At 49.3% G+C, this 25,598-nt stretch carries 23 protein-coding genes; 11 read left to right on the top strand and 12 right to left on the bottom strand.

Translation table 11 applies throughout. The features are described 5' to 3' along the window. Nucleotides 1-225: 225 nt before the first annotated feature. The gene (locus tag N836_RS43445) at nucleotides 226-678 is read left to right on the top strand and encodes a GNAT family N-acetyltransferase (RefSeq protein ID WP_023070862.1); all 453 of its coding nucleotides are present in this window, start codon (nucleotides 226-228) and stop codon (nucleotides 676-678) included. Nucleotides 679-686: 8 nt separating this feature from the next. Here the strand turns inward: N836_RS43445 and N836_RS43440 are convergent, their stop codons facing one another. Beyond that, nucleotides 687-1,124 (bottom strand): ABA4-like family protein, encoded by a 438-nt coding sequence (locus N836_RS43440; RefSeq protein WP_023070861.1) that lies wholly within the window; start codon nucleotides 1,122-1,124, stop codon nucleotides 687-689. 248 nt (nucleotides 1,125-1,372) lie between these two features. On the opposite strand from N836_RS43440, the gene N836_RS43435 reads away from it, so the two are divergent. Then, nucleotides 1,373-3,079, top strand: a complete 1,707-nt coding sequence (locus N836_RS43435; protein ID WP_036052321.1) for a DEAD/DEAH box helicase — start codon at nucleotides 1,373-1,375, stop codon at nucleotides 3,077-3,079. Nucleotides 3,080-3,089: 10 nt separating this feature from the next. On the opposite strand, the gene def is transcribed toward N836_RS43435, so the two are convergent. Further along, nucleotides 3,090-3,611, bottom strand: a complete 522-nt coding sequence (gene def, locus N836_RS43430) for a peptide deformylase (RefSeq protein WP_023070858.1) — start codon at nucleotides 3,609-3,611, stop codon at nucleotides 3,090-3,092. Then, nucleotides 3,612-4,787, bottom strand: coding sequence for an HhoA/HhoB/HtrA family serine endopeptidase (locus tag N836_RS43425; RefSeq protein ID WP_235071026.1), 1,176 nt, complete (start codon nucleotides 4,785-4,787; stop codon nucleotides 3,612-3,614). Between the two features lie 923 nt (nucleotides 4,788-5,710). On the opposite strand from N836_RS43425, the gene dnaA reads away from it, so the two are divergent. Beyond that, entirely contained in the window at nucleotides 5,711-7,075 is a 1,365-nt protein-coding gene (gene dnaA / locus N836_RS43420; protein WP_023070856.1) for a chromosomal replication initiator protein DnaA, read from the top strand. A gap of 495 nt (nucleotides 7,076-7,570) precedes the next feature. Continuing rightward, on the top strand, nucleotides 7,571-8,698 hold the full coding sequence (gene dnaN / locus N836_RS43415; protein ID WP_031291604.1) for a DNA polymerase III subunit beta: 1,128 nt from the start codon (nucleotides 7,571-7,573) through the stop codon (nucleotides 8,696-8,698). 221 nt (nucleotides 8,699-8,919) lie between these two features. On the opposite strand, the gene N836_RS43410 is transcribed toward dnaN, so the two are convergent. From N836_RS43410 to N836_RS43390, 5 genes are all read right to left on the bottom strand, one after another. Then, nucleotides 8,920-9,366, bottom strand: a complete 447-nt coding sequence (locus N836_RS43410) for a Fur family transcriptional regulator (RefSeq protein ID WP_031291602.1) — start codon at nucleotides 9,364-9,366, stop codon at nucleotides 8,920-8,922. 150 nt (nucleotides 9,367-9,516) lie between these two features. Further along, a complete protein-coding gene (locus N836_RS72825) occupies nucleotides 9,517-10,761 on the bottom strand; it encodes a hypothetical protein (RefSeq protein WP_023070853.1) in 1,245 nt (414 codons plus the stop codon). A 60-nt stretch (nucleotides 10,762-10,821) separates the two neighbouring features. Continuing rightward, entirely contained in the window at nucleotides 10,822-11,394 is a 573-nt protein-coding gene (locus N836_RS43400; protein WP_051394507.1) for a hypothetical protein, read from the bottom strand. Beyond that, nucleotides 11,360-11,782: a hypothetical protein gene (locus N836_RS43395; protein WP_023070851.1), complete on the bottom strand. Its 423-nt coding sequence runs from the start codon at nucleotides 11,780-11,782 to the stop codon at nucleotides 11,360-11,362. Before N836_RS43395 ends, N836_RS43400 begins: the two co-directional genes overlap by 35 nt. Before the next feature lie 230 nt (nucleotides 11,783-12,012). After that, a complete protein-coding gene (locus N836_RS43390; protein WP_152532050.1) occupies nucleotides 12,013-12,906 on the bottom strand; it encodes a hypothetical protein in 894 nt (297 codons plus the stop codon). 279 nt (nucleotides 12,907-13,185) lie between these two features. Between N836_RS43390 and N836_RS43385 the strand changes: the two genes are divergently transcribed. Together N836_RS43385 and N836_RS43380 are read left to right on the top strand one after the other, a co-directional pair. Continuing rightward, on the top strand, nucleotides 13,186-13,572 hold the full coding sequence (locus tag N836_RS43385) for a RidA family protein (protein ID WP_031291598.1): 387 nt from the start codon (nucleotides 13,186-13,188) through the stop codon (nucleotides 13,570-13,572). An 86-nt stretch (nucleotides 13,573-13,658) separates the two neighbouring features. Further along, nucleotides 13,659-15,686: an FAD-dependent oxidoreductase gene (locus tag N836_RS43380; RefSeq protein WP_023070847.1), complete on the top strand. Its 2,028-nt coding sequence runs from the start codon at nucleotides 13,659-13,661 to the stop codon at nucleotides 15,684-15,686. A 10-nt stretch (nucleotides 15,687-15,696) separates the two neighbouring features. On the opposite strand, the gene N836_RS43375 is transcribed toward N836_RS43380, so the two are convergent. Together N836_RS43375 and N836_RS43370 are read right to left on the bottom strand one after the other, a co-directional pair. Further along, complete coding sequence (locus N836_RS43375; protein ID WP_023070846.1) at nucleotides 15,697-16,131, bottom strand: DUF6918 family protein; 435 nt, start codon at nucleotides 16,129-16,131, stop codon at nucleotides 15,697-15,699. A 117-nt stretch (nucleotides 16,132-16,248) separates the two neighbouring features. Beyond that, the gene (locus N836_RS43370; protein WP_023070845.1) at nucleotides 16,249-16,875 is read right to left on the bottom strand and encodes a DUF1614 domain-containing protein; all 627 of its coding nucleotides are present in this window, start codon (nucleotides 16,873-16,875) and stop codon (nucleotides 16,249-16,251) included. Between the two features lie 248 nt (nucleotides 16,876-17,123). On the opposite strand from N836_RS43370, the gene gltX reads away from it, so the two are divergent. Both gltX and ftsH2 read left to right on the top strand, forming a co-directional pair. Beyond that, the gene (gene gltX, locus N836_RS43365) at nucleotides 17,124-18,575 is read left to right on the top strand and encodes a glutamate--tRNA ligase (protein ID WP_023070844.1); all 1,452 of its coding nucleotides are present in this window, start codon (nucleotides 17,124-17,126) and stop codon (nucleotides 18,573-18,575) included. Between the two features lie 255 nt (nucleotides 18,576-18,830). Further along, nucleotides 18,831-20,723, top strand: a complete 1,893-nt coding sequence (ftsH2, locus tag N836_RS43360) for an ATP-dependent zinc metalloprotease FtsH2 (RefSeq protein WP_023070843.1) — start codon at nucleotides 18,831-18,833, stop codon at nucleotides 20,721-20,723. 227 nt (nucleotides 20,724-20,950) lie between these two features. On the opposite strand, the gene N836_RS43355 is transcribed toward ftsH2, so the two are convergent. Next, nucleotides 20,951-21,487, bottom strand: a complete 537-nt coding sequence (locus N836_RS43355; RefSeq protein ID WP_152532049.1) for a hypothetical protein — start codon at nucleotides 21,485-21,487, stop codon at nucleotides 20,951-20,953. Between the two features lie 191 nt (nucleotides 21,488-21,678). Here N836_RS43355 and N836_RS43350 point away from each other — a divergent pair, with 191 nt between their 5' ends. Then, a complete protein-coding gene (locus N836_RS43350) occupies nucleotides 21,679-22,752 on the top strand; it encodes a glycosyl transferase (RefSeq protein ID WP_023070841.1) in 1,074 nt (357 codons plus the stop codon). A 78-nt stretch (nucleotides 22,753-22,830) separates the two neighbouring features. Here N836_RS43350 and N836_RS43345 read toward each other — a convergent pair whose 3' ends face one another. After that, the gene (locus tag N836_RS43345) at nucleotides 22,831-23,928 is read right to left on the bottom strand and encodes a pentapeptide repeat-containing protein (RefSeq protein WP_023070840.1); all 1,098 of its coding nucleotides are present in this window, start codon (nucleotides 23,926-23,928) and stop codon (nucleotides 22,831-22,833) included. A 227-nt stretch (nucleotides 23,929-24,155) separates the two neighbouring features. Between N836_RS43345 and N836_RS43340 the strand changes: the two genes are divergently transcribed. Then, nucleotides 24,156-24,596 (top strand): secondary thiamine-phosphate synthase enzyme YjbQ, encoded by a 441-nt coding sequence (locus N836_RS43340; protein ID WP_023070839.1) that lies wholly within the window; start codon nucleotides 24,156-24,158, stop codon nucleotides 24,594-24,596. A 60-nt stretch (nucleotides 24,597-24,656) separates the two neighbouring features. Next, a complete protein-coding gene (era, locus tag N836_RS43335) occupies nucleotides 24,657-25,589 on the top strand; it encodes a GTPase Era (RefSeq protein WP_023070838.1) in 933 nt (310 codons plus the stop codon). Nucleotides 25,590-25,598: the final 9 nt, after the last annotated feature.

The raw sequence follows: 25,598 nt of genomic DNA, 5'->3' as shown, positions 1-25,598 counted from the left end.
CACTAACATTAACCACACTGAATATTTACATTGGCACCTGAATAACCCAGGAAACGTGCCCGGAAATTGGATCAAAACTAGACAATAGTTGCAGTTGGCACGGCAACCATGGGAACTTCACGGTGCAAAGACTTAATATAAGCGTCACCATACGTTTTTCAGTACACAGAATCTAGCGTCTGTCTCCTGTGTTTTCCAGGGTTGGGATGCTTGCAGAGGGGCTCCATGAATTACAGACTCCAGCGAGCAGTTACGGATAATCTGCCACAGGTCTTACCATTGGTGCAGGCTTACCACCTGTTTGAAAACATCCAGATGACGGATGAGAGCCGGAATCAGGCTGTAGGTCGCCTGCTCTCCGACTCATCACTGGGGGGTATCTGGCTGATAGTGGTAGACACTGCGATCTCAGGCTATATTGCCCTCACCTTTGGCTACAGTATCGAATTCGGCGGCAAAGATGCCTTTATCGATGAGTTTTACATCCGACCGGAGTTCCGAGGACAGGGTCTCGGCAAACACACCCTAAGTCAGATTCAGCAAGAGGCCAAGCTACTCAATATTCGAGCGCTACACCTGGAAGTAGCACGGCTAAATACCAGAGCCCAGAAACTTTACGCTCAGACGAACTTCCAGACACGCAACAAATATATGTTGATGTCCGCTCGTCTCACATGAGTCATCACTTAAGCCGCTTCAACTGATGGCTTAAACAAAGGCGTTATCCACACAGTCACCACATGGGACAGCAACCCCATCGGCCCCGCAAACAGACATAACGCTAGGGAATGCCGGGTAAACAACTGTTTCTCTTGTCCCTGTAGATAGATCCAGCGTCCCACAAATAGATCCATAACTAAGAAGTGAACCCAGCCTGTGGTCATGACCTTTTCATCCGAAAATAAATCGGCCAGCACCGCCAGAGTAGGATTCGCAAACTCCTCTAGTTTGTCCGGATCAAGACTCGCTACAAAACAATAGACATAAAGCGCCGCCAGCACGACAAATGGGATATAGGAAGCCATGATTTTACGAGTCACTTCCCAGTTGGGCAGTAGCACCATCAGCGCCCAAAATGGCAGCACAAACAGATTGCCAAAGTTAAAAATATATTCAAATACCATCGCCTAACTTGCTCACCAATTCAGAAGCTAATGGCCTTATTGTAAAGCGATGATCTTGGTAAAGGGCTATCAGAGGCTTCTCAGCCATGTCTGCCAAAGCAATCAGCATCCTATCGCTGAGTAGCTCACGCCACCGTAATTGTTCACTATGACCTGTCATACCAGTGGACGACTTATTTTGCTATCAGAGTTTGTTTTTGACTCAACATCTGTCAGGCTGTAACAACGCCCGTATCAGATTTAGATAGATGTCAATGGATGTGGAATTGGCTCCCAGTTTTAGTGAGCTATTGTTAAGTGAGCCGGTACTCAAGGCTTTGGAAGGTTTAGGTTATGAAAGCCCTACACCGATTCAAGCCCAGACCATTCCCCATGTCCTAGCGGGTGCGGACATTATTGGGCAGGCTCAAACAGGCACCGGTAAAACAGCGGCCTTCGCATTACCGCTATTGTCCCGTGTCGATGTCAAGCAGCGTTTACCCCACACTTTAGTCCTCACTCCCACGCGGGAACTAGCCATCCAGGTAGCAGAAGCATTTCAAAGCTATGCCTCCCAGATGAAAGGGTTTCATGTACTGCCTCTTTATGGGGGACAAAGCTACAGCATTCAGCTGCGCCAGCTAGAGCGCTCGGTACACATTGTGGTGGGTACCCCTGGCCGGGTGATGGATCATATGAAACGAGGGACCCTCAATCTGAGCGAGCTGAAGTGCTTGGTGCTTGATGAAGCCGATGAAATGCTTCGCATGGGCTTTATTGACGATGTGGAGTGGGTTTTGGAGCAAACTCCTGATTCTCGTCAGGTGGCGCTGTTTTCGGCCACATTACCAAAGGAAATTCGCCGCATTGCCCAGCGCCACTTAAATGACCCGGTTGAAGTCCTGATCAAGTCCAAAACCTCTACCGCTGATACGATTCGCCAGCGCTACTGGATGGTCAGCGGCTATCACAAACTGGATGCGTTAACTCGCATTTTGGAAACGGAAACCTTTGACGGCATGATTGTATTTGTCAGAACTCGTCTGGCAACGGTGGAGCTGGCGGAGAAACTAGAAGCCCGAGGTTATGAAACTGCACCGCTGAGCGGCGATGTTTCTCAAATGCAGCGGGAACGGACCGTAGACCAGCTGAAATCAGGCAAGCTGGATATAGTTGTTGCCACCGACGTGGCAGCCCGAGGTTTGGATGTGGATCGGATCAGTCACGTCATCAACTATGACATGCCCTACGATACCGAGACCTATGTTCATCGGGTGGGGCGTACAGGTCGGGCCGGACGTAAGGGTGAAGCGATTTTATTTGTCGCTCCCCGAGAGCGACGCTTGCTGTATGCCATTGAGCGAGCAACCAAACAAAAAATCTCCAAAATGGAGCTGCCGACCACTGAAATGGTCAATAACAAGCGCATTGCCCGGTTTAAGCAGCAGATTACTGACACCATCGCCGAGGAAAATTTAGAATTTTTTACGACCCTGATGGAGCAGTATGAGCAGGAACATAATGTCCCTGCTATTGAAATTGCGGCAGCCCTGGCCAAGCTGGTGCAGGGAGAAGAACCACTGCTCCTGGAAGAGCGCAAGCGATCGCGCCCCGAACGCAACAACGACCGGAGAGAACGTTCGCATCAGGCAGAACGCAAAGCATCACCACCTGAACAGGGTATGGGGCGCTATCGGATCGAGGTAGGGCATCGCCATCGGGTGAAACCAGGTCACATTGTGGGTGCGATCGCCAATGAAAGTGGTTTAGAAAGTCGCTACATTGGCCGGATCAATATCTATGACAGCCATAGTACTGTTGACCTACCAGAGGGTATGCCCAAGGAGATCATGCGGCACCTCAAAAAAGTCTCCATTGCGGGTCAACCTTTGCGGATTAGTCGAGTGGAAGGGGACTTAACTGGCAAAGGCAACAGCAAACGCCGTCGGCCCAAAACCAAATCTAAAAAAGATTAGGTAAATAGAGTTAGCCAAATCGTTTTTGATATTCGGCCTCGGTCAAAATATCGTCAGGATGCTCGATCCGGTCCAGGAAAACCTTGCCCTGGAGATGGTCGTACTCATGTTGAAATATCCGAGCCACAAAATCCCGTAGATAGTGCTGGTGTTCATCACCATGACGATCTAAATAACTCACTTCAATCTCACGATAGCGAGGCACAAATCCTCGCTGGCCTGGCACACTCAGGCAGCCCTCCCAACCTTTAACCCGATCGTCGCTGTGGCTCAGGATGTGTGGATTGATCATGGCAACAGGTTCCATGGTCGGGGCGTGAGGATAGCGTGGATTTGGCCGTGAAGCCACAATAAATAGCTGCAGTCCCTCGGCTACTTGGGGGGCCGCTATACCAACGCCATTTTGAGCAGCAGCAGTAGTCAGCAGGTCATCAATTAGACACTGTAGCTGTGGATCGTCCAGGTCATGGATGGGACGGACGGGCGATCGCAATCGTCCATCCCCTAATTGAATAACAGACAGAATAGCCATCTATCGACGTTGCTGAGGTAATGCCTTAGTCTGAACATCTAACGAAACCGGACGCCCTGCGCGATCAATCTCAAGCTCAATCGACTCACCCACACCGACATCCTGCACAACCTGCTGCACCTGCTCAGCTTCAGTAATCGAATTACCATTCATCGCCACAATTACATCACCCACCTCTAGCCCTGCTTCAACAGCGGGTGAATTACGCATAAGCCCCAAAATAATCACCCCTTCATCTGCAGATAACCGTAGGTTACTGCGAGGGTCGCGGTTGATTTGTTGACGCAAATCATTGGTCAGCGTCCGCATTTGAATGCCAAGATAAGCATGTTCTACACGCCCCTTTTCAATCAATTCCTGGGCCAGACGCTGGGCCGAATTAATCGGAATCGCAAACCCCAGGCCCTGAGCGCCACCGATAATCGCTGTATTAATACCAATCACCTCACCCCGCTCATTTAATAGCGGTCCACCTGAGTTGCCTGGATTAATAGCCGCATCCGTCTGAATAAACTGCACTCGCTTATCCGGTACTCGAATCTGTGCACTGGTACGCCCTGTGGCACTAATAATTCCGGCTGTCACAGTATTGTCTAACCCCAAAGGATTACCAATGGCAATAGCCCACTCACCGGGACGTAACTGCTCAGAATTTCCCAGGGTTACTGTCGGTAGGTCTTGGGCCTCAACCTTGATGACTGCTACATCTGTCAGCGGATCTTCCCCAACGACCTGACCGCTAAATTCACGACCATCCCTGAGGGTAACAGTGACCGTATCCGCCCCCTCAACCACATGGGCATTGGTCCAGATCACGCCGTCGGCCTCGACTACAAAACCAGACCCTTGCCCCCGTTCAACCCGAGAGGAAGGCTGCTCCCACATATCCCCAAAAAATTCTCGGAAAAACGGGTCGTTAAACGGTCCAGACTGTCGTGTTACCGTTCGAGATGAATCGATCCGGACCACGGCAGGACCTACCTGATCAGCCACCGAAGCAATAAAGCTACTCCCCGTCAGCAAACGTCCAGACCCCGATGACGGAACTTGCTGGGCCGTCGTCGGCATCAATCTTGCTGTGGTCAGCACTGCCGCCGTTGTACTACAGGCCGCAATAAAACCATAGATAGCTAACGACTTAGCAAACCGCAGGCTGAAAAAGCGTAACTTAGACATGGGCTTAGACATGAAATTTTGTAAGGTACCTGGTGAGGGAAATAGAAGAACTGTTTACCCTAAGGGCGCTCATTGCTTTTATGGTGACGATATCTAGAGATCTTCAAACAAAATCAGGGACCCCCCGGAAAAGCCATTCAAACAACAGCAAACCACTAAAGTGAAAGCCTTGGCAGCAAGCGGTTCTATTCTCCTCGTATCCCTCCATATATCTATATAACCAGCCACAGCCATCTTCAACAATCCGATCTGTGCCAGTTCACCCTAGATCTCAAGACAGTCAGGCGATCACATCCTTTAAATAAGCTTATAACTATGTTCCAGATTCATCTGGTGTGCTCGCTGGATATGTGAGCAACAACAGGTTAGTGTATTAGGGCTCATTAATTTACAAAGCTCTAAGAAGTTATACTTACGCATTTAGATATTCCGGTTTAGCATATGGGTTGATGTCCATGCCGCTAGCCATTTAAGGGACAAAATCGCTGAGTATCACCCGCTTTCAAGCCAGGTGTGCATCCCTTGTCCAGTTTCGTCCGATTGGCAGCTCGTTTAGAGTATAAATCGACTGGCCTTTTGAGATCGTCGCTTAAAAACTTTAGGGCGCTGCTTCATAAATCGCTTGAGTTTTAGCCTTAGCCATGGGGGCTCGATTTAATGTCTAGTTGGGTTTAGTTACCGTATGAAGGGATATATACGCATAGGATCTCTCTAATATTTATTTTTGACTATTAGTTAGTCGACATATGATCCCCAGAACCTGTTCATAGTGCTCCAGATGCAGCACGACCTAAGCTGTGGTCATGTGATTTTTTGCCATTCTTTTCTTTGTGACCTTTACCTGAAACGGACCAGGGAAAGAACTGAGCTTATTACTATTTACTTAGTGCAAAGTACACTCACCTTGAGCCGGAGGGTTAGTTGTGGATAAAGCAGATGGTCTTTGGAATGAAGTACTTGGAAAGCTTCAGGACCAACTCAGTGGCCCTACGTTTGAGACGTGGATTAAACCGACGCGCCTCCAAACTCTCGCTGATAATACGCTGACCATTTCTACCCCCAATCCCTTTGCCAGAAACTGGGTGCAAAAACACTACATCCAGGTGATTTCTGATGTGGCACAAGAACTTTTGGGCCAAGATATCAACGTAGTGGTCACAGTTAGTGAAACTGCTAACAGCGACGTATCCCGAACGGGTGAAGCAGTGGCTTGGCCTTCGCCGCCAACAGCAGAGCGAACCAACAGCAGTAAATCCAATACCCCAGACCTCAACCCCAAAGCTGTTTTTTCGCGGTTTGTTGTAGGTTCCAATAACCGCATGGCCCATGCCGCCGCCCTAGCCGTTGCCGAATCTCCTGGTCGAGAATTCAATCCTTTATTTCTATGTGGCGGTGTGGGACTGGGAAAAACCCATCTGATGCAGTCTATTGGTCACTATCGTCTGGACATTGATACCAGTGCACGTATTGCCTATGTGTCAACCGAGCAGTTTACCAATGACCTGATTACGGCCATTCGGCGTGATAGCATGCAGCGCTTTCGCGAACAGTATCGTGAAGTCGACATCATTATGGTTGACGACATCCAATTTATTGAGGGAAAGGAATATACTCAGGAAGAGTTTTTTCATACCTTCAACACATTGCACGAGGCTGGCAAACAAATTGTCTTAGCTTCCGACCGTCCGCCTAACAAGATTCCAAGGCTCCAGGAAAGGCTCTGTTCACGGTTTTCTATGGGATTAATTGCTGATATTCAGCCCCCTGATTTTGAAACCAGAATGGCGATTCTGCAAAAAAAAGCAGAGTACGAAAATGTAACGCTGAGCCGTGAGGTGACTGAATATATCGCCTCTAGCTATACATCTAACATTCGAGAATTGGAAGGGGCATTAATCCGGGCCATTGCCTATACGTCCATTTCCGGTTTGCCCATGACCATTGAAAATCTAAAGCCTGTCCTGGATGCACCAGCGGGGAAAGTAGATGCCTCTCCCACATCGGTAATTGATATTGTTTCAGAGGTTCTGAGCATTTCGGTGGATGACTTAAAAAGCAACTCTCGCCGCCGTGAAATCAGCCAGGCGCGTCAAATCGCCATGTACCTGATGCGTCGCCATACGGACCTGAGCCTGCCTAAAATCGGCGAAGTCTTTGGGGGCAAAGATCATACAACAGTGCTTTATAGCTGCGACAAGATCGCCCAGCTGGTTAAAAAAGACTTAAATATGGCTCAGACTGTACGCGAACTTAGCGATCGCATCAGCCTGAGCAGTCGTTCCAACTAACAGGAAATCCACACCGAACTGCAAGTGCTACTCATCTGAGTCATGGTTTGCAATGACTGTGGAAATCAGTACTGCAGATCTTGCTTGAGCAGCAACAACCGTCGACTAGCCCATTGCAACTATTAAGTTTGGTACCAAAATCAAGAAGTATACGCTTGTGGAAAACTCTATATAAACTGTGGAAAATTTGGGGATTAGTTGGGGAGAAGGGCACAGGCCGTGTGGAAAAAATTTCCAGGCTTCAACCTTCTGTGGAAAACGTGCTTAGATATCCACACGTTTTCCACAAGCTGAAATAGATTAAATGAACGCAAAGACAAGGAATGTAACGATGTTTTCCACAATTTCCACAGGCCCTACTACTACTATTGTTTAAATTTAAAAGAGAGATAGAGATAGAGAACAGAGCCATAAAAATTGCTCAAAATGAAGACTTTCCATCCTTCTGGTGGGGTGTTACGATTGGCCAGCATTCTTGATAGACCTATGTCACCCATGAAGTTCGTGTGTTCCCAGGGGGATCTCAATACACACCTTTCAATTGTCAGTCGGGCTGTTCCTTCCAGGCCGAATAAACCTGTGCTGGCCAATATTTTGGTAAAGGTGGATGAAGACGCACAGCGTATAACCCTAACCAGCTTTGATGAAACATTGGGGATTCAAACGAGTTTTTCTGCCCATGTGGATGCGGGGGGGATATTGACTGTTCCAGCTAAACTTCTGGGAGATATTGTGTCTAAACTACCGCCGGAAGACTTGGATTTTAGTCAAGCAGGCACGGAGCCCGTAATTACGCTGACCTGTTCAGCGGGGGAGTATCAGGTACGCGGTATAGAGGCTACTGACTATCCCAATTTGCCGCTAGTAGAAGATGGGCAGGTAGCCAGTGTTTCAGCTGAGGCAATTCTAGAAGGTTTACGCGGCGCGTTATTTGCAACTAGCTCTGATGAAACCAAGCAGGTACTAACGGGAGTGCATGTCGTAGCGGAGCCCGAAACGCTTGAGTTTGCCGCCACAGATGGGCATCGCCTGGCAGTGGTCCAGAGCGTGGACGATGCTGGTGTCGACCTGGCCATTGATGTCACTGTCCCCGGCAAAGCATTGCGAGAACTAGAGCGATTACTGCAGTCCTATCAAGGAACGGAACCAATTACCCTAAGATTTGATCCGACCCAGGTTGTGTTTGAGCTAGGTCATCAGCGCATTACTACCCGACTCTTAGAAGGACAGTATCCGAATTATCGTCAGCTGATTCCAAAGCAGTTTGAGCGTCAACTTACGATCGATCGTAAGCAGCTGATGTCAGCACTAGAGCGCATTGGCGTGCTTGCCGATCAGCGTAATAATATCGTTAAGCTATCGATTGCTGGGGCCGATCAAACACTGGCATTGTCCGTTGAAGCTCAAGAAGTGGGCAGTGGCCGTGAGGAAATGTCTGCTCAAGTTACGGGTAATGATCTCGACATTGCCTTTAATGTCAGGTATCTCCTGGAAGGTCTACGTGCCTTACCGAGTTCTGAAATCCAACTACAGTGCAATTCTTCCACCAGCCCAGCAATTCTGACCCCTGTCAGTGGACTGCAAATGACTTATTTGGTGATGCCTGTTCAAATTCGTAGTTAAGCTCGTCGCTAAAATTCAAGAAAAATTTATCTAAGAACTCGCATTGAGAGCCAAGACAGGGCAACCTGGTAATGGCCCAATCGTTAGGTGAGAATTAAGACCATGGATTTGACATTAGCTGCGATCGTATTTGGAACAGTGTTTGTTCTTTTCAGCCGTGATGTGCTGGGAGACTAATTTAGTCAAATATCCTAATTTCTACGGTTAAGGCTTGTGTGGAATTATTGTTTCTCTGGTTGCACACCATTGGTGGTCCCAAAAAAATCAATACGATAACCAGTGATTTTAAGCCCAGTACGTTGTTCTACTTCGTGAATGACAGTACTGGGCAATTCAATATTGATGTCAATAATTTTCTGACTGTCTACACAGTTAACGTGGCTGTGGGCGCTATTTAGGTGGCCGTATAACCTGCCATCTGAGCGCTCAACACACTCAATGATGCCGTGTTCGAACAAGGCTTCCAAATTTTGATATACCGATGTATGACCGATCTTTTTGCCGCGATGATTGAGTTCGTCATAGATTGCGCGTGCGGATAGGTGCTCTTGCAAATCCCAGAGCAGTTCCAAAATGTAGCGACGCTGACGACTCAATCGCATACCTAAAGATTGACAACGTGCAATTGCCTCTGAAAGCGATGAAATTGGAGAGGATGGGGGTTGCATGATGGTCACAAAGCCAGCCGACACCAGGTTTACTCTAGCTTGCTTTTTTTGGTGTTGTCTATTTTCATGGTCAAACGGGTGTCTTTGAAGACCAGGATTTAGCCAGGAACTGGCTCGGACTCGCTGTCGGGATTTATCGCCTGATCAGCACTAAGAAGGTTGCTGAGAGGGGGGCTCTGGTTCAGAATAAGGCGTTGATGCATGAATGTTAAACGCCATTGAGTTGGATTCGACTGCTTGCTTAGACGCTAGGTTTGGTTGGCTGAGACTGATATCGTCAGCCGGTGTCTTCGTCATGGGCGGTTGGGCTAATGCCAGCATGGGTACTGCTAGCGTGTCTGCCGGTGACTGGTCCGTATTCAGGCGCTGAGCTTGGTAATGATCAAATGCCTGGGCAACAGCCTCATGGCGACGGCTTTGATCGCGTCGGATGCTGGCCAGGGTATTGCCTAATCCAGGAGCATTCCAACGTTGAGTATCGGGGTCTAAATAAGCATATGTGCGAGCCCAAATAATGGCATCGCTAGTGTCCATACCTTTTTGTCTAGCTTGCACCAGGCGATCGATATAGCCGCCGCGCTCCAGGGCGGCTCTAGGGGATTGATTGGCTAAATCTAAGCCATTTAGAACTTCGCCTAGACTCATTGTCAAGTCCGCTTGGTCAGCCTGTTGTGCAATTGCTTTACCCTGCTTTTTAAGTCTCTTGAGTTGCTTTTTGTCGGCTTCTTGTGGAGAACTGGCACCATGTTGGTAAGAAAATGTGCCCATATTCCACACGCCGTTACCTGGATCGGTATGGCCATAATAGGCTTTGGTGTGGTTGCCACTGGCGGTACGAGTTCCTTCAGCTTTGCCAATCACCCGAGCTACTAAAGAATCGGAACCACCTTGGTAAATCCAGGTGGGAATCACCGTGTTTTTTCTTGCTTCCACATCTTGTGAAGGCTCATTTGTCGGCGATGACGACGGTCGGGATATGGTCTGATTAGGAGTAAAGGATAGGGCGATGGCGGTGGCTGGTGCAGAACGACTAATGGGTTCAAGTACTCGTGATCTGGGTAGTGCAGCTGCAGGTGGTGGCGTTAACCTCCGTGCAGAGGCCAGAACATGATTGGGTAGATGAGATGCCTGACTACTATGTCTGATGGGGGGCTGGCTGGCGTTGGGGGGAATTGGCAGTGGCGTAAATTCTGCTGCTGTCTCCGAATCTAATTTGGATGCATCTTCGGGTGCAGCTAACGACTGAGCAATGTCAGTGATAGGCTGAGATGTCAGAGGACTCTCATTGTGTCCGTCTAAATCAAACTGTACTCCCATCGCTCGAGCCGGGCGATGATACAAGATTGTAACTAAAAGAGAACATGCAAACAGATGGTGAAGCTTAAAGCGCAGCATAATAGTCGAGACTCCGCAGCCGAAAACACAGGGTAAAGAGATTTTTGTAATGAAATTAGGTCAGTTTAATAGTGTGTGGAGTGAAAATAAGTTGTGTAACAGATGAGTCTGCATTTCCTGGCCTGTATCCTCAGGTGCTGGTTGATAGACAGAGCGCTCTTTAGAAATGGCTCGTTCCAGGATGCCTGTGGAGGGTTCAACAATAATCCAAGTGCCATCAGGCTGACGACGTAATGTTGCAAACTGAACGTGACTACCTCCACCAATACGTTGACCCGCTTTAACTGGACCAAATTTTGGCCGTTGTAAACCACAAAATCTAAATAGATAGGCGGGCACCTCAGGAGTAGAGTAGATGACACATTGATCAAATGTGCTGGGTTCCACTTTGCCTGGGAAAGGGGCTTTTAACGGTTGTCGGTTAAGTTGAATGGAAATGTCTCCTAAACTGCCAACCACGAGGCGATCGGCAATGCGATCGCCAGGCTCTAACTCCCACTGCTGTTGAATGTTGATGACCCGCTTGGGCGGTATTGTTTGAGGTTGACAGCTACTGAGCAATACCCCTAACAAAACCATCCATAAATTAGGCTGGAGCTTACTCAAAGCTGAAACGATAGCCTGCATACTCATTATTTTCGTAGAGAATTACAAGGGTGGTGCCGGGATCAAATGCGAGGGGATAGGCTTCTCTTTCTGCCTCCACTCCCGATCTAACTTTGAGTGTGGGCAACTGACAGTAGGGTTCGCTCACGACCTGCCGCACTCGCGATTTAGCATCGCGTTCGGGAATGGTCAGCAGTTGGGCCAGTTGTTCTCGAGAAAGTTTGGCGTCATCACTGATAACAGTGTTGCATTGGGCTTGGTGGCTAATTGTGTTAGTCGAGGGTAAGAGGGTTTGGAGTTTGTCAAAGTCTAACAATAAAGCGGCCAAAATCATGGTTAAGCTAACGGCAACTAACGGTTTTGGGCCTAAGTTTTGAGAGCGAGGACGATTAGGAATGTTGGTGGGGTAGACCATGGAAAATCTCTCCAAAGATAATGAACATTGAACAGATAAACAAAACTAAAAAAACTACATAAAAATGGTTAGAGACTTAGCAATTATGATGTGGCTGATCCGAACCATGATTTCATCTGTAAAGTCTGGGGCAATGGCACGTCTTGCAGACTGGTTCATCTTCTAAATCAGCAACGGCGAGATATCGGTAGAAGCTTTGATATAGGTGTGAAAGGTCTTGTAGAGATGGCTTATGAAAAGCGGCCCCCAATCACTAAACCAAGGATGATCATGAGTGTGCGATAGCCGCTAACCGGATTGGGTTGAGGACTAAGAATGGCACGGTAGAGGGTAATAAGAATTCCGCCGATGAGCAAAAATGCGACGGGTGTCCACAGCGCTGGGTACAGCAGGAAAAGCTGATTGAGAACGATCCGTGCGATCGCAGCGCCAATGAACCAAATAGCGCTATCAAGTAGGGTGAACTGTGAGCTGCGGGAGCGCTGAGCTGACGCGCTGTAGTGCCGCTGCCATCGCTGAAATACACGATGGACAACCTGGTAAAACCGCTTTAGATCTGTCACTAAACCCGTTGCAGTAGTATTGAATTTGGATCGGTTAGGGATAGCAGTTGGATTGTTAGATGATTGCAGATTTCCGGCTGAATGTTGAAATAATTGCGATCGCATCCCACCCTTTGTCGTCACCCCCTGGTCAGCCTGATGAAAGTTAACCGTGTGGTAGTCCAGATCTAAATATCCAGCTGCATCACGCTGAATTGTTGGGATTTGAATGTCCTGACATTCCGTCAAAAAGCGAGCAATATCATCAACATCCGGCGATGTACCAGGCTGAGTTTGCTGGATGAGAGATATACCTACGGTTCGTAATCGCTGCAGTGCCTGTTGCTGCTGCTGGGCTAACTGTTCAAGGGCACTGAGAGCAGCATCAAACTGCTGCAGGCTAGTCACAGGGGGAGATAAGGGCTGTCCTGAGCGCTGTCGCAGGGTCTCAATAGCCGTTGTTACCTGAGCCAAATCTGGGGAAGGCGCAGTCAGTCGGGACGGACTCCACGGCGTGGCCACTGTCTCCGGTGGAGAGGCTTTTAAGGTTTGTAGCTTCTGCCGAATAGTTTGAAGTTCCATATCTAAATCGTTCATATTGCAGAAGAGGACGGGGAACGGATAGAACATATGATCTATTTATTGATACAAATGTACCATATATGTTGTTTAAATGATCAGATTTCAGGTTGATTTTAGGTGTGAATTTCCTGACTTGAGCTTGGCCTGAAGAGGGCTGGGCTGTTCAGAGGCTTTTTGGTCCAAATAGTCTAAAATTCTGTGTTTTAGCGATTTATTGGATGGGCCGAGAGACTTATTTGCCTTAGTCTTAATGGCGTTGTCTCTCGATCAATGCCTACTATGTTGGAATTTATTACGTTGCCTGATGCACTGCCTCCTGTTGCGCCCTACTCCCATGCTGTCAGGGCAGGAGATTTTCTCTTTGTAACGGGTCAACTGGCTGAAGACGCTGATACGGGCGAAGTGCTGAAGCTGGATATTGAGGCGCAAACGCGTCAGGTGATGGAGAACCTTAAACGTGTCTTAACCCACGCGGGCACCAGTTTTGAAAATGTTGTCATGGTGCGAATATTTGTTACTGATTTTCGCTATTACGAGATTGTTAATCAAGTCTATGCGTCCTACTTTAATCAGGCGCGTCTACCGAGTCGAACGACCGTAGGCATCACTGCTTTGGCGGGGTATGGCGACGTTGAAATCGATCTAATTGTCTATTGTGGTACCTAGGGAGTGGCAATTCCTTGTGGGGCATCCACCATGGGATGAGTTATTTGCTGATCGTTGTAATTTTTTAGTGACCAAGGAAGATTTGTATGCGAATTTCAGTCAGCGTTGTGTGGAACTCTTTGAGTCGGCACTGGCTGTCGGCGATAGGACTGGCCCTAGTGGTGGCTAGTCCGGTGGCTGCTGCACCCAGTCGTATCGATCAGACCGAGCGTTGTGATGTATTGGTGGTAGGGGGCGGTCTAGCAGGAGTGGCCACCGCCTATGAGAGTTTACGGTCTGGGCGGACGGTATGCCTGACGGAGATGACAGATTGGCTGGGGGGGCAGTTAACGTCTCAGGGAACAACGGCTCTGGATGAAGCCAGACGTCAGCGTCAGCTGCTGTTCTATGCCGCTGGCTACCAAGAGCTACGACAGCGAGTTCTGGAACACTATGGGCGTCAAAACCCTGGTGACTGTTGGGTGAGTGCGGTTTGTTTTTTGCCCGCCGATGCCAACGACATTCTGGTGGATATGCTCGATGAAGCTGCTCGTGATGGGAATGGGACGCTGAAGTGGTTCCCGTCGACCGTGGTGAAACAGGTGGATGTTGAGGGTGCGATGATTGTGGATGCGATCGCAATCCAACACAGCCCAGCACCAGGCACCCCACCCCTCAACACTGAAACCCTATCGGCCTACTACGAAGATGCCTACCGCTACGAGGACTCAGAGCGTTTAAGGAAAAAAATTATTCGCTTTCAGCCCAGCGGTCATGAAGGCCCTGTCGACTGGTATGTGGTCGAAGCTACGGAGACTGGCGAAATTATTGCCCTATCCGGTGTCCCCTACCGACTGGGGTTAGACCCCAAGTCATACCTCAATCCGTCGTCGCCAACGTTTACCGGCGATGCCTACTGTACTCAGGGCTTCACCTACACCTTTGCCATGGAGCGTACTGCCACGCCCCAGGACCAGGTGAGACCCGATTACTACGATATCTATGCGCCCTACTTCAGCTTTGAGCGCCCTCGGGAAAACACGAACTACATTGATTTTGTATTTACCTATCGGCGGCTACTGGCCCCAGGGGACCGGCCTGAACGGCGGATTTTTGGAGTAAGCGATATTAAACCCGGCGATATTTCCATGCAGAACTGGACCTGGGGAAATGACTATCGCCCCGGTACCTCCGTCGATAATCTCATCTATTCCCATGAGCAGCTAGAGGCCGCTGGTCAGCTAGACCCAGGAGGCTGGCTGGGCGGTTTGCGAGTCGATACCCTGCGACGGGGTGAAGAGAATGCCTTTAGTTACTATTACTGGCTAGTGGCAGGACTGACGGATTCTCAGCTGGGCTACGGCGTTAAATCTGTGGACGTGCGCCATCGCTTTTTAGAGGGCTTTGATGCACCGATGAATACGGCCCATGGGTTGTCAAAGTATCCCTATATTCGCGAAGGGCGTCGGATTGTCGGGCGACCGGCCTTTGGTCATCCCGATGGATTTATGATCAATGAAATTGATATTTCCCGCGTTGATTATAACGATGAATACTATCAGACTCAGCTGCCAGATAGTATGTATCTGTCGCTGCGGCGGGCGTTAGCGGGATTAGAAACTACCGCCGCGATCGAGACCGAGCAAGCAGCTGCCGAGATTCCGCGTCGGACACGGTCCACCATATTCCCGGACTCTGTAGGGATTGCCCAGTATGCCATTGACTTTCATCCTTGTATGGAATTGGCACCGCCTGAACTGCCGGGCAACACTGAACGAGCGGGGGTCCGACGAGCCCACGGTCAGAGCTACCCAGGCCAAATTCCGCTGCGGTCCTTGATTCCACAGAATATTGATAACTTGCTAGTGGCTGGCAAAAGTATTGCCACTAGTACGATTGCTGCTGCCGCTTATCGCGTACATTCCTTTGAATGGTCCGCAGGCATAGCCGCTGGAGCAACCATTGACTATGCCCTGGACAATCAGTTGCTGCCCTACACCTTGGTGGATGACTTACCCAGGCTAAAGCCAGAACTCTTGGAGCTGCAGCAGCGGCTGCAAACGAGTGGTAACCCCACTGCCTTTCCTAATACGTCAATCTTTAATCTGGATTGGGAGGATTGGCGGGTTTGGTAGTCAGAGATCCCTACACGGCGTGGCTTTGAATAATTTGAGCCAGATCGGGAACGGCGGCTTCAACGTCGTTTTTGACCGACTTGCGTAGTTTTTTATAGGTAGAACTTAAAATAGCGTGCCTAGTGGTTTGTATACGGGCATCTGTCACGCTGAGCAGGCTGTCAGCAGTGCGATCGCTATGCTCGCTCAGGTACTTAACTGGATCGCCCGTAGCCGCACCTTCCTGCCAGATCGGCTCAATTGCTTGGCAGGCATCAGGCAAGATTCGATCAATTGCACCGGGGATATAGCCCGAACCAATGCCTTTGATGACACCATAGGCAGTTTTCATGGCCATGCCGGACAGGCCCCCCTTGGCCGCGACCTGTTGGTCAATCAGCTTGGCGCAGTCAGCCGCAATGTTGGCCCGGACGGTCCGGTCTTGGATTTTCTCGCTCAGTCCCATTAGGCTTTACCTTATAGCAATACAAATTGTTCTAATTCATAAAGAATTATCCACAACACCATTGTTCCAAGGGTTGTGGATCACTCAGACTGCTTTGTCAGATCTTTACATCTGACCTCAAGCTAAAAGGAGGGCAAACAAGCCACACAAAGCAATCCCGTCAAAAACACCTGCACCGCCAATACTTAATATTCCGGAGGCCAGATGTTCGACTTCACGCAAGTGTAATAGATCTGCTCCAATCAACGTTCCCAGGATGCCACCCGCAAATGCCACTTGAGGAGCCGCATCGGCTCCCAGTAACCAGGCACAGATAACGGCGGTCAATGGGGCCACCATCGCATTCATGCGAATCCCATTGCCTGGGACGATCTCGGCAGAAAAATAACTGATGAGGGTAACGATGGCCGTCGTCGTCAGAATGGCCAGGATATGACCTCGCGTTAACTGATATATCGCCAAGATAATTGGGATTAAACCGCCACCTACGTTGAGCGCTACTAGGGTGCGACGACGAGCTGACTCCATCAACCAGGGCATTCCTGCTGGTTGTATCTCTCGCTGATAAAGCGGGATATTGATGGCGCTGCCAATAACGATCGCAACTAGTAATAGCACCGCTAATTGAGGAGCAAAACCTAGTTTGACAACAGCAACCTGCACTATATCGAGGGTGAACCCGGTAATGACCAGTGGCAATAGCAGCACTAAAAACAGAAACAGAAGGACAGGGAAAACAATCATAGTCAGAGTCCCTTGTGATTAAATTCGTCCGCTGTGCCGCCCCATGGTGTAGCTCTGCAGGGAAGAGGCCAAGTGAACGTATTTACAGTGTGGCTTGGATTGTGAGACCGGTGTGGTAGAAAACCCCGTACTCCCTGAGGATCGGTAGTTTGCCAGATTCTCAACTCCCCGAACTGAGCGTTAACGTAGTTTTGTCAGCCGTATAGTACGCTGATAGACCTAGCTGTTTCGTCTTTGGCACTATCACCATGTCTGTTCGCGTTCGGATCGCTCCGAGTCCCACTGGCAATCTTCACATTGGGACAGCCAGAACTGCGGTTTTTAACTGGCTGTTTGCCCGTTCCCAGGGAGGTACCTTTCTGCTGCGAGTGGAGGACACAGACCTGGAGCGCTCCAAGCCTGAATACACTCAGAACATTATGGATGGTCTCCAGTGGCTGGGGCTGAACTGGGATGAAGAGCCAGTTTATCAAACCCAGCGTATGGGGCTGTATCAACCCAAAATTCAGGAACTGTTAGATAACGGACTGGCTTACCGTGCCTATGAAACCCCTGAAGAACTCAATGAAATGCGAGAAAAGCAGAAGGCTCGCAGTGAAGCGCCTCGCTATAACAATCAGCATCGCGATCTGACCCCCGACCAAATAGCAGCCTTTGAAGCTGAGGGGCGTCAGGCTGTGATCCGCTTTAAGATCGACAATGACCGTGACATTACCTGGAACGACATGGTGCGCGGTCCCGTCCAGTGGAAAGGACGTGATTTAGGCGGTGATATGGTGATTGCGCGGGCCTCTTCTAGTACGGAAATTGGTCAGCCGCTCTATAACTTTGTGGTGGTGATTGATGATGCTGATATGGGCATTACCCACGTCATTCGTGGGGAAGACCATGTGGGCAACACCCCAAAGCAAATCTTGCTCTATGAGGCAATGGGGATGCCGGTACCTCAATTTGCTCATACACCGTTGATTTTGAATGAAAAGGGGGCCAAGCTGTCTAAGCGAGATGGTGTCACCTCGATTTCAGACTTTCAGGCCATGGGCTTTACGCCTGAAGCTCTGGCTAACTATATGACCCTGTTGGGGTGGTCTGCCCCGGATGCCCAGGAGATCTTCTCCTTAGATGAGGCGGCTCAACTATTTAGCTTTGAGCGGGTGAATAAGGCTGGCGCTAAATTTGACTGGGATAAGCTGGATTGGATCAACAGTCAGTATCTCCATCAAAAATCCCCGGAGAAGCTACTGGAGCTGATTGTCCCCTATCTTCACGAAGCGGGATATGGGTTTGATCGAGAGGCCGATCGGGATTGGTTGCTCAAGCTAGCGGCATTAAATGGTCCTAGTCTGACTCGGTTAAAGGACTGTGTAGAGCTGAGCCGCTTTTTCTTTACGCCGACGATGGATTTTGCCGATGCAGCGGCAGAGCAGCTTAAAAAAGATGGGGTGGCGACGGCGATGCAGTCCGTCTTGGAGGCGCTGAAGGCTCACGAGGGGCTTACCGAGGCCAGTGATGCTAAGGGACTGATCAACCAGGTGACTAAGGCTCTGGGGGTTAAAAAAGGTTTGATTATGAGATCTCTGCGAGCCGCTCTAATGGGAGATATGCAGGGACCGGACTTGGTGGAGTCTTGGTTAATTTTGCATCAGCGCGGGTTTGATCAAGGTCGTCTGGAAGCTGCGATCGCACTGGCTACCGCCTAATTCCATGGATTTTGGCAAGCTGGCTAGTGAATTTGCGATCGCTCGTTAACATAGTGACTACGTAACGGATTGCTTGTATCTGAGAAATTACGTTACATTTAGTAAACAATGTAGCTAATAAAACCTAATTGACTTAATCAGTTGCCCTTGGCAGTTTTTTTAGTCGACCTACAGGTTTTAGCAGCTTGCTTTAGAACTTGCTTTTCAATCTGCTTAGGCAGTTAGGACTGTTAATTAAAAAGAGGCCACCGAGATATGAAGCTTTCTTGGAGAGTCATTTTGCTCTGGACGTTGCCAGCCCTATTAATTGGGTTTTTCTTCTGGCAGGGTTCCATGGGCGGAGACCCCGCAAATATGAGTCGTAATACGGCGAGTACCCGTATGACCTATGGTCGGTTTTTAGACTATTTAGATGCCGGCCGAGTGACGGCGGTTGACCTCTATGATGGTGGCCGGACAGCCATTATTGAAGCGGTTGATCCACAGCTGGATGATCGGATCATGCGCTGGCGTGTAGATTTGCCAGGCAGTGCTCCTGAACTAGTTGAGCGTCTCCGCGATTCTGACATTAGCCTGGATTCCCACCCACCCCGTAATGATGGTGCGTTCGTTGGCATCCTGGGCAATCTACTATTCCCGTTCTTGCTAATCGCGGGTCTATTTTTCCTATTCCGTCGTTCTAACGGTGGCGTTGGTGGTGGTCCCGGCCAGGCCATGAATTTTGGTAAGTCCAAAGCCCGTTTCATGATGGAAGCTAAGACTGGCATCATGTTTGATGATGTGGCCGGTATTGATGAGGCTAAGGAAGAGCTTCAAGAAGTAGTTACCTTCCTGAAGAAGCCTGAGCGCTTTACGGCTGTAGGTGCTCGTATTCCGAAGGGTGTTTTGCTGGTGGGGCCTCCTGGAACTGGTAAGACACTGCTGGCCAAAGCTATTGCTGGTGAAGCCGGTGTGCCTTTCTTCAGTATCTCCGGTTCTGAATTTGTAGAGATGTTTGTGGGTGTCGGTGCCTCCCGTGTCCGTGACCTGTTTAAGAAAGCCAAGGAGAATGCGCCTTGTATCATCTTTATCGACGAGATTGATGCGGTTGGTCGCTCCCGTGGTTCCGGTATTGGTGGCGGTAATGACGAGCGTGAGCAAACCCTCAACCAGATGCTGACCGAGATGGACGGCTTTGAGGGCAACAGCGGCATCATCGTGATTGCAGCGACTAACCGAGTTGATGTGCTTGACTCTGCATTGCTGCGTCCCGGTCGTTTTGACCGTCAGGTATCGGTTGATCCACCTGATGTTAAGGGGCGGATCGCAGTACTCGAAGTCCATGCCCGCAATAAGAAGCTAGCGGATGAGATTTCATTGGATGCGATCGCACGTCGTACCCCTGGTTTCACTGGTGCTGACCTGGCCAACTTGCTAAACGAGGCCGCTATTTTGACTGCACGCCGTCGTAAAGAAGCCATTACGATGCTGGAAATTGATGATGCCGTAGACCGCGTCATCGCCGGTATGGAAGGCACACCTCTAGTCGATGGTAAGAGCAAGCGTTTAATTGCTTATCACGAAGTTGGTCATGCTCTAATTGGTACCCTGGTTAAGGCCCATGACCCGGTACAAAAAGTAACGCTGATTCCTCGTGGTCAGGCCCAGGGTCTCACCTGGTTTACCCCTAGTGAAGATCAGATGCTGATCTCCCGTGCCCAGCTCTTGGCAAGAATTACGGGTGCTTTGGGAGGCCGCGCCGCTGAGGATATCATCTTTGGTGAGGCTGAAGTGACTACTGGTGCTGGCAACGACCTGCAGCAGGTAACATCCATGGCCCGTCAAATGGTGACCCGCTTTGGCATGTCGTCTGAGCTAGGAGCCCTTGCTCTGGAGAATCCCCAAGGTGAAGTCTTTTTAGGCGGCAGTTGGGGTAACCGCTCTGAATACTCTGAAACCGTATCCCAGCGTATTGATGAGCAGGTACGCAGTATCGTTGAGAAGTGCTACGACGATGCTAAGCAGATGATTGAAGATAATCGTGCCGCTGTAGATCGGGTGGTAGATATTCTGATCGAGAAGGAAACTCTCGATGGGGATGAGTTCCGCCAGATTGTAGCTGAGTACACGACAGTCCCTGAGAAAGAGCGGTTTGTGCCTGTTTTGTAATCACGCACTGACTGTAATGGCCAATTCATTCTGAGAATTTGGTCACCATGTGGTCTCTTATGGCATAAATCTGTGAGTGGTGAGGCAGCTTAGCTGTCTCACCATTTCTACTTTTATGATTTGATGATGGCTGAGAAAAGCGCTTTTAGATCAAGGCTCGCAGGGATTTTCTATGGTTTTGCTCACCCCTGATTCCTCGGATGCTTCTCGTTAACTGTAAGAGCCGGTTATTGCGACTCAGACACTGGTGGTTCGATCGCCATGGAGGTGGCCATTGCGATCGCATCCTCAAAAGACAGTAGCTCTGTGCTGTAGTTCAAGATATAGAGCGTGCCATCCTGCATCCATTCCACGGAGGCAAATCCTCTAGCTTCTGCGGTATAGCCTTGAATCCCGTTGCCTAAGACAATGGGTGTCAGAGGCGTTAAACGATTTTCCTCTGGAGTTGGCCAGGTGTTGGGCTCTGGGATGGTCACAATATTAAAGGCCAGACAACGCTCACCTGAACATTCAGGTGTTGTGCCAACAGTCAGGATATGGATACCAGGATGTATTGGTCGGCTAAACGGATATAGTTCGACATCAGCGGGTATAGATGTGGGCAGGCGGATCTCAAATTTTGAAGTAGCAAGTTCGTCAATCATTGGCTCAAAGACAGGTGCAGGGGCTGCCAAGGCGGGCATCCCCGCGACAATATTCCCCATGCCTAAACCGATAAGCCCAAGCTTCAGAAGTTGATTGCCAGCCATTTTTTTGAAAGACATGATTCCCTATCTCTGGAAAAGACACCTTTTAGCATGGCCTGTGAAATTTCAGCTCACATCACCCAATCGGGTTGGTTCCATACCCCAGATCGAGTGAAGTCACTTGAGGTGACGTAAAGGTTAATCAGAAGTATGCAGGGGCAGCTGTTTGGGTTGAAGCTATTCCGCTTGTTTTTAGGAGCATTTGTTTTATGCCTAGGCTTTATGTCGCCATTACTAACCATGGCTTTGGCCATTCCACTCGTGCTGCATCGGTGTTATTGACATTGCAACAGATCCGTCCAGATGTGGAGATTATTCTGGCAACGACGGCTCCTCAATGGCTATTGCAATCCTATTTGCAACCTGAGCGGGTCACCTATCGGCCAGTAAGTTTTGATATTGGTGTGCTACAAAGCGATAGCTTGACGATGGATAAGGCGGCCACGTTAGAGAAGCTTAAATGGATCCGTGATCATCAAGATGAGATTCTGGCACCTGAGATTGAGTTTATTAAAAATACAGGGGTTGGTCTGATCTTAGGAGATATTCCTCCCCTACTGACCCAGCTAGCTAAGGCGGTAGATCTGCCCTGTTGGATGATGGGTAATTTTGGGTGGGACTTTATTTATCGACCCTGGGGTGGTGAATTTGAGGCAATTGCGGATTGGATTGCGGCTTGTTTTAGGGAGTGCGATCGCATGTTTCGACTCCCTTTTCATGAGGCGATGACGGCTTTTCCCAACATTCTTGATGTGGGGCTGACCGGCGGTACGCCCAAGCTGACGGCCGAGGCGATACGTGAGCGATTTGGGATTACCACCCCCAGCGATCTCACGGTGCTTCTCACCTTTGGCGGTTTGGGTCTGGCGAAAATTCCCTATGAAAAAGCGTTACGGGCCTATCCTGACTGGCAGTTTCTGACCTTTGATCGACAAGCGCCAGAGTTACCCAATCTGATTAAGATTGTCGATCTATCGTTGCGACCTGCGGACATGATGGTGCTGTGCGATCGCGTTGTTTCTAAACCCGGCTATAGCACCTTTGCGGAAGCCTGTCGTTTGGAGCGAGGAGTGGTGACCTTGCCCCGTGAGGGGTTTGCTGAGGCGCAGTTGCTGCTGGATGGTATTCAACGCCATGCCCATCATCAACTCCTAAACAGTGAGGCCTTTTTTGGCGGAGATTGGTCGTTTTTAGAGCAACCGCTGGTACCCCCCAAAGGAGAGAAACTGGCCACGGATGGGAATGCTGCGATCGCGAATGCCATCAGCGATTATTTGAGCTGACTCATCGAAGCAGCGGTGCATGGTATTAAGAGCCGCATCTACGGGTATATGTAGCCAACATCTCCTGCCTCTGACCTCTTAAGCCGCTTGCCACCTATAAACCCCAGTATTGCTGACCTGAGACTTGGTGCACTGGTACCCTTGTGGTAGCTGAGTTCCCGTCAAAATAGCCTGGCTTAAATCTGCGCCAGTTAGTTCAGTTTGGCGTAGGTCAACATAGCTAAGGTCAGCATTGCTCAAGTTGACATCTCTGAGACAGCTCCCTAGTAACCCAGCTTTACTCAGATTGGCCCCGCTGAGGTCAGCCCCTTGCAGATTTACATTGTCTAGATTGGCTTCCCTAAACCGGGCGTTGCGACAATCTGTTTGTGCCATATTGCTATTTTGCAACTGTGCCCGGTCAAGTGTTGCTCCCACTAGGCTCGCCTCCGTCAAAATGGCGTTTTTAAGCTGGGCATGGCTGAGGTTGGCCTGATTGAGAATAGTAAGCTGCAAATTGGCCATCGTAAAATTAGCTGATTTGAGCAATGCTCCCGTCAGCACAGCGCGGTCTAAAATGGCCCTGGCAAAACTTGTTTGACAGCCATTAATATCTTCTAAAAGTGCCTGAGTCAGATTAGCTTCTCGAAAATCTGCTGCCGTTAGATTTGCCTGCCTCAGGTTTGCGTGCTGCAGATCAGCTGTGTAAAAAAGGCTATTTTTTAGGTTGGTATAGCTAAGATTGCACTGACTAAGCTGGGCCATACAGCCATCAACCTCTACTAAGGAGGCCTCGCAAAAGTTACTGTCGGTCAAAATCGCTTCTCTGAGTTGGCTACCCTGCAAATCTGCCATAGCAAAATTAGTGTGCTGGCCCTGCACTTTAACGAGACTGGCATCCCTTAAATTTGCTTCACGCATGTCCACCCCTGGTAATCTGGCACAGTCTAATCTGGCCTGAGATAAATTAGCGGTGTAGAAAATGGCTTGGGAAAGGTCTGCGTGAGATAAAGTAGCTCCCGAGAAATTACTGATGCAGCAGTCTATTTGACTAAGATCAATCCTGGACAGTTTGGCACGGATCAACAGAGCCTCTCTCAGCTGGGGAGCTGCTGTGTCAGGTGCTTGCATCTGCCGCCAATGATTCCATGCGGGCACTCCCTGCATGATGACAATAATGGGGCTTGGAAGCAGCATAAATCACCAGGTAGCTGTATGTTCAAGATGCCCGGCTTGGTAATTGATACAACTTGACTCCGTGAAAACTTTAGGTTGTTTATCACCAACCCAGGTACTCTGGACTAGGCTTGGTTTACGTCCAGCCGTTTTAACTTAAGGGAAATTATAGGATGTAGCTTGGACGTGATATAAGTCCTGCTCTATGCTGAAAAGCATGATGAGTCTTTATTTCAGAGGGCATCACCATGACTCCTACCAAGTCAACATCTGTGCATTATCAGACGGTGCTAACGCTACACACCCGTCCTAAATCCCTACAGCGCTTTACGATGCAAGTACAGGATGCTGTGCGTGAATCTCGGGTGAGAATTGGACTATGTTGCTTGTTTTTACGTCACACTTCAGCAAGTTTGGTGATTCAGGAAAATGCTGATCCTGATGTGCTGGTGGATATGGAAAACTTTTTGGCCAAACTGGTCCCAGAGGGAAACGATTACCATCACAGTGCTGAGGGCCCCGATGATATGCCTGCCCATTTACGGACGGCATTAACCCATACTTCAGAGCAAATTCCCATTATGAATGGTCGGTTGGCATTGGGTACCTGGCAGGGAATTTACCTGTGGGAACACCGTAGCCATGGCTATCGCCGTGATGTTGTGATTCATATTACCGGTGAAGCCTAGGGTGGGCACGACCTACCGATCCATGAGAAATAGTTAGTAGTTAGTAGTGATAAGACAAGCATGACCATTGAGCTGGGGGGAACCCCAACACCGCCACCGGGGTTTCGTTCCGGATTTGTTGGGATTGTGGGACGTCCCAATGTAGGTAAGTCAACGCTAATGAATACGATGGTGGGGCAAAAGATTGCGATCACCTCGCCAGTGGCACAGACGACTCGCAATCGACTCCGTGGTGTGATGACGCTGCCCAAGGCACAGGTGATTTTTGTGGACACTCCTGGGATTCATAAGCCTCACCACGAGCTGGGCAAAGTGCTGGTGAAAAATGCCCGCATTGCGATTAATTCCGTGGATGTGACGTTGTTTGTTGTGGATGGTACTAGTGAGCTGGGCCGTGGCGATCTGTTTATTGCAGATTTGCTGAAACGTAGTGAGGTACCTATTATTTTGGGTATTAACAAAGCTGATCTGCAGTCTGAGACGAAGGCCCAGATGATTGATATTAGCTATCAGGCTTTGGCTGAGGAAAATGGCTGGCCCGTTTGTAAGTTCTCGGCGGTAACAGAGACAGGACTGGATGCTTTGAAGACCAGCTTGATTGAACGGCTTGATGTTGGTCCTTATTACTATCCGCCTGATTTGGTTACAGATCAGCCAGAGCGGTTTATTATGGGCGAGCTGATTCGCGAACAGGTGTTGTTACATACGCGTGAGGAAGTGCCTCATTCCGTAGCGGTAGCGATTGAGCGGGTAGAAGAAACTCCTACGATTACGAATGTTCTGGCTACGGTTTTTGTGGAACGCAATTCTCAAAAGGGGATTTTGATTGGCAAAAAGGGTTCGATGATGAAGGTAATCAACACCGCTGCCCGTGAGCAAATGCAAAAGCTGATTGCGGGTAAGGTGTATCTAGAGGTGTTTGTGAAGGTGCAGTCGCGGTGGCGACAGTCGCGATCGCACCTGGCAGAACTTGGTTATCGTGTTGAAGAATAATTCTCTTCT

The organism is Leptolyngbya sp. Heron Island J (assembly GCF_000482245.1).
In the GTDB taxonomy this organism is placed as follows: Bacteria; Cyanobacteriota; Cyanobacteriia; order Phormidesmidales; family Phormidesmidaceae; genus Leptothoe.
Note: the sequence above shows the minus strand (reverse complement) of the source record. Positions and strands in the feature narration are given on the sequence as shown.

Coding starts and splice junctions, on each gene's coding strand:
- N836_RS43445 (WP_023070862.1), top strand. CDS start 226: ATGAATTACAGACTCCAGCGAGCAGTTACGGATAATCTGCCACAGGTC.
- N836_RS43440 (WP_023070861.1), bottom strand. CDS start 1,124: ATGGTATTTGAATATATTTTTAACTTTGGCAATCTGTTTGTGCTGCCA.
- N836_RS43435 (WP_036052321.1), top strand. CDS start 1,373: ATGTCAATGGATGTGGAATTGGCTCCCAGTTTTAGTGAGCTATTGTTA.
- def (WP_023070858.1), bottom strand. CDS start 3,611: ATGGCTATTCTGTCTGTTATTCAATTAGGGGATGGACGATTGCGATCG.
- N836_RS43425 (WP_235071026.1), bottom strand. CDS start 4,787: ATGTCTAAGTTACGCTTTTTCAGCCTGCGGTTTGCTAAGTCGTTAGCT.
- dnaN (WP_031291604.1), top strand. CDS start 7,571: ATGAAGTTCGTGTGTTCCCAGGGGGATCTCAATACACACCTTTCAATT.
- N836_RS43410 (WP_031291602.1), bottom strand. CDS start 9,366: ATGCAACCCCCATCCTCTCCAATTTCATCGCTTTCAGAGGCAATTGCA.
- N836_RS72825 (WP_023070853.1), bottom strand. CDS start 10,761: ATGCTGCGCTTTAAGCTTCACCATCTGTTTGCATGTTCTCTTTTAGTT.
- N836_RS43400 (WP_051394507.1), bottom strand. CDS start 11,394: ATGAGTATGCAGGCTATCGTTTCAGCTTTGAGTAAGCTCCAGCCTAAT.
- N836_RS43395 (WP_023070851.1), bottom strand. CDS start 11,782: ATGGTCTACCCCACCAACATTCCTAATCGTCCTCGCTCTCAAAACTTA.
- N836_RS43390 (WP_152532050.1), bottom strand. CDS start 12,906: ATGGAACTTCAAACTATTCGGCAGAAGCTACAAACCTTAAAAGCCTCT.
- N836_RS43385 (WP_031291598.1), top strand. CDS start 13,186: ATGTTGGAATTTATTACGTTGCCTGATGCACTGCCTCCTGTTGCGCCC.
- N836_RS43380 (WP_023070847.1), top strand. CDS start 13,659: ATGCGAATTTCAGTCAGCGTTGTGTGGAACTCTTTGAGTCGGCACTGG.
- N836_RS43375 (WP_023070846.1), bottom strand. CDS start 16,131: ATGGGACTGAGCGAGAAAATCCAAGACCGGACCGTCCGGGCCAACATT.
- N836_RS43370 (WP_023070845.1), bottom strand. CDS start 16,875: ATGATTGTTTTCCCTGTCCTTCTGTTTCTGTTTTTAGTGCTGCTATTG.
- gltX (WP_023070844.1), top strand. CDS start 17,124: ATGTCTGTTCGCGTTCGGATCGCTCCGAGTCCCACTGGCAATCTTCAC.
- ftsH2 (WP_023070843.1), top strand. CDS start 18,831: ATGAAGCTTTCTTGGAGAGTCATTTTGCTCTGGACGTTGCCAGCCCTA.
- N836_RS43355 (WP_152532049.1), bottom strand. CDS start 21,487: ATGTCTTTCAAAAAAATGGCTGGCAATCAACTTCTGAAGCTTGGGCTT.
- N836_RS43350 (WP_023070841.1), top strand. CDS start 21,679: ATGCCTAGGCTTTATGTCGCCATTACTAACCATGGCTTTGGCCATTCC.
- N836_RS43345 (WP_023070840.1), bottom strand. CDS start 23,928: ATGCTGCTTCCAAGCCCCATTATTGTCATCATGCAGGGAGTGCCCGCA.
- N836_RS43340 (WP_023070839.1), top strand. CDS start 24,156: ATGACTCCTACCAAGTCAACATCTGTGCATTATCAGACGGTGCTAACG.
- era (WP_023070838.1), top strand. CDS start 24,657: ATGACCATTGAGCTGGGGGGAACCCCAACACCGCCACCGGGGTTTCGT.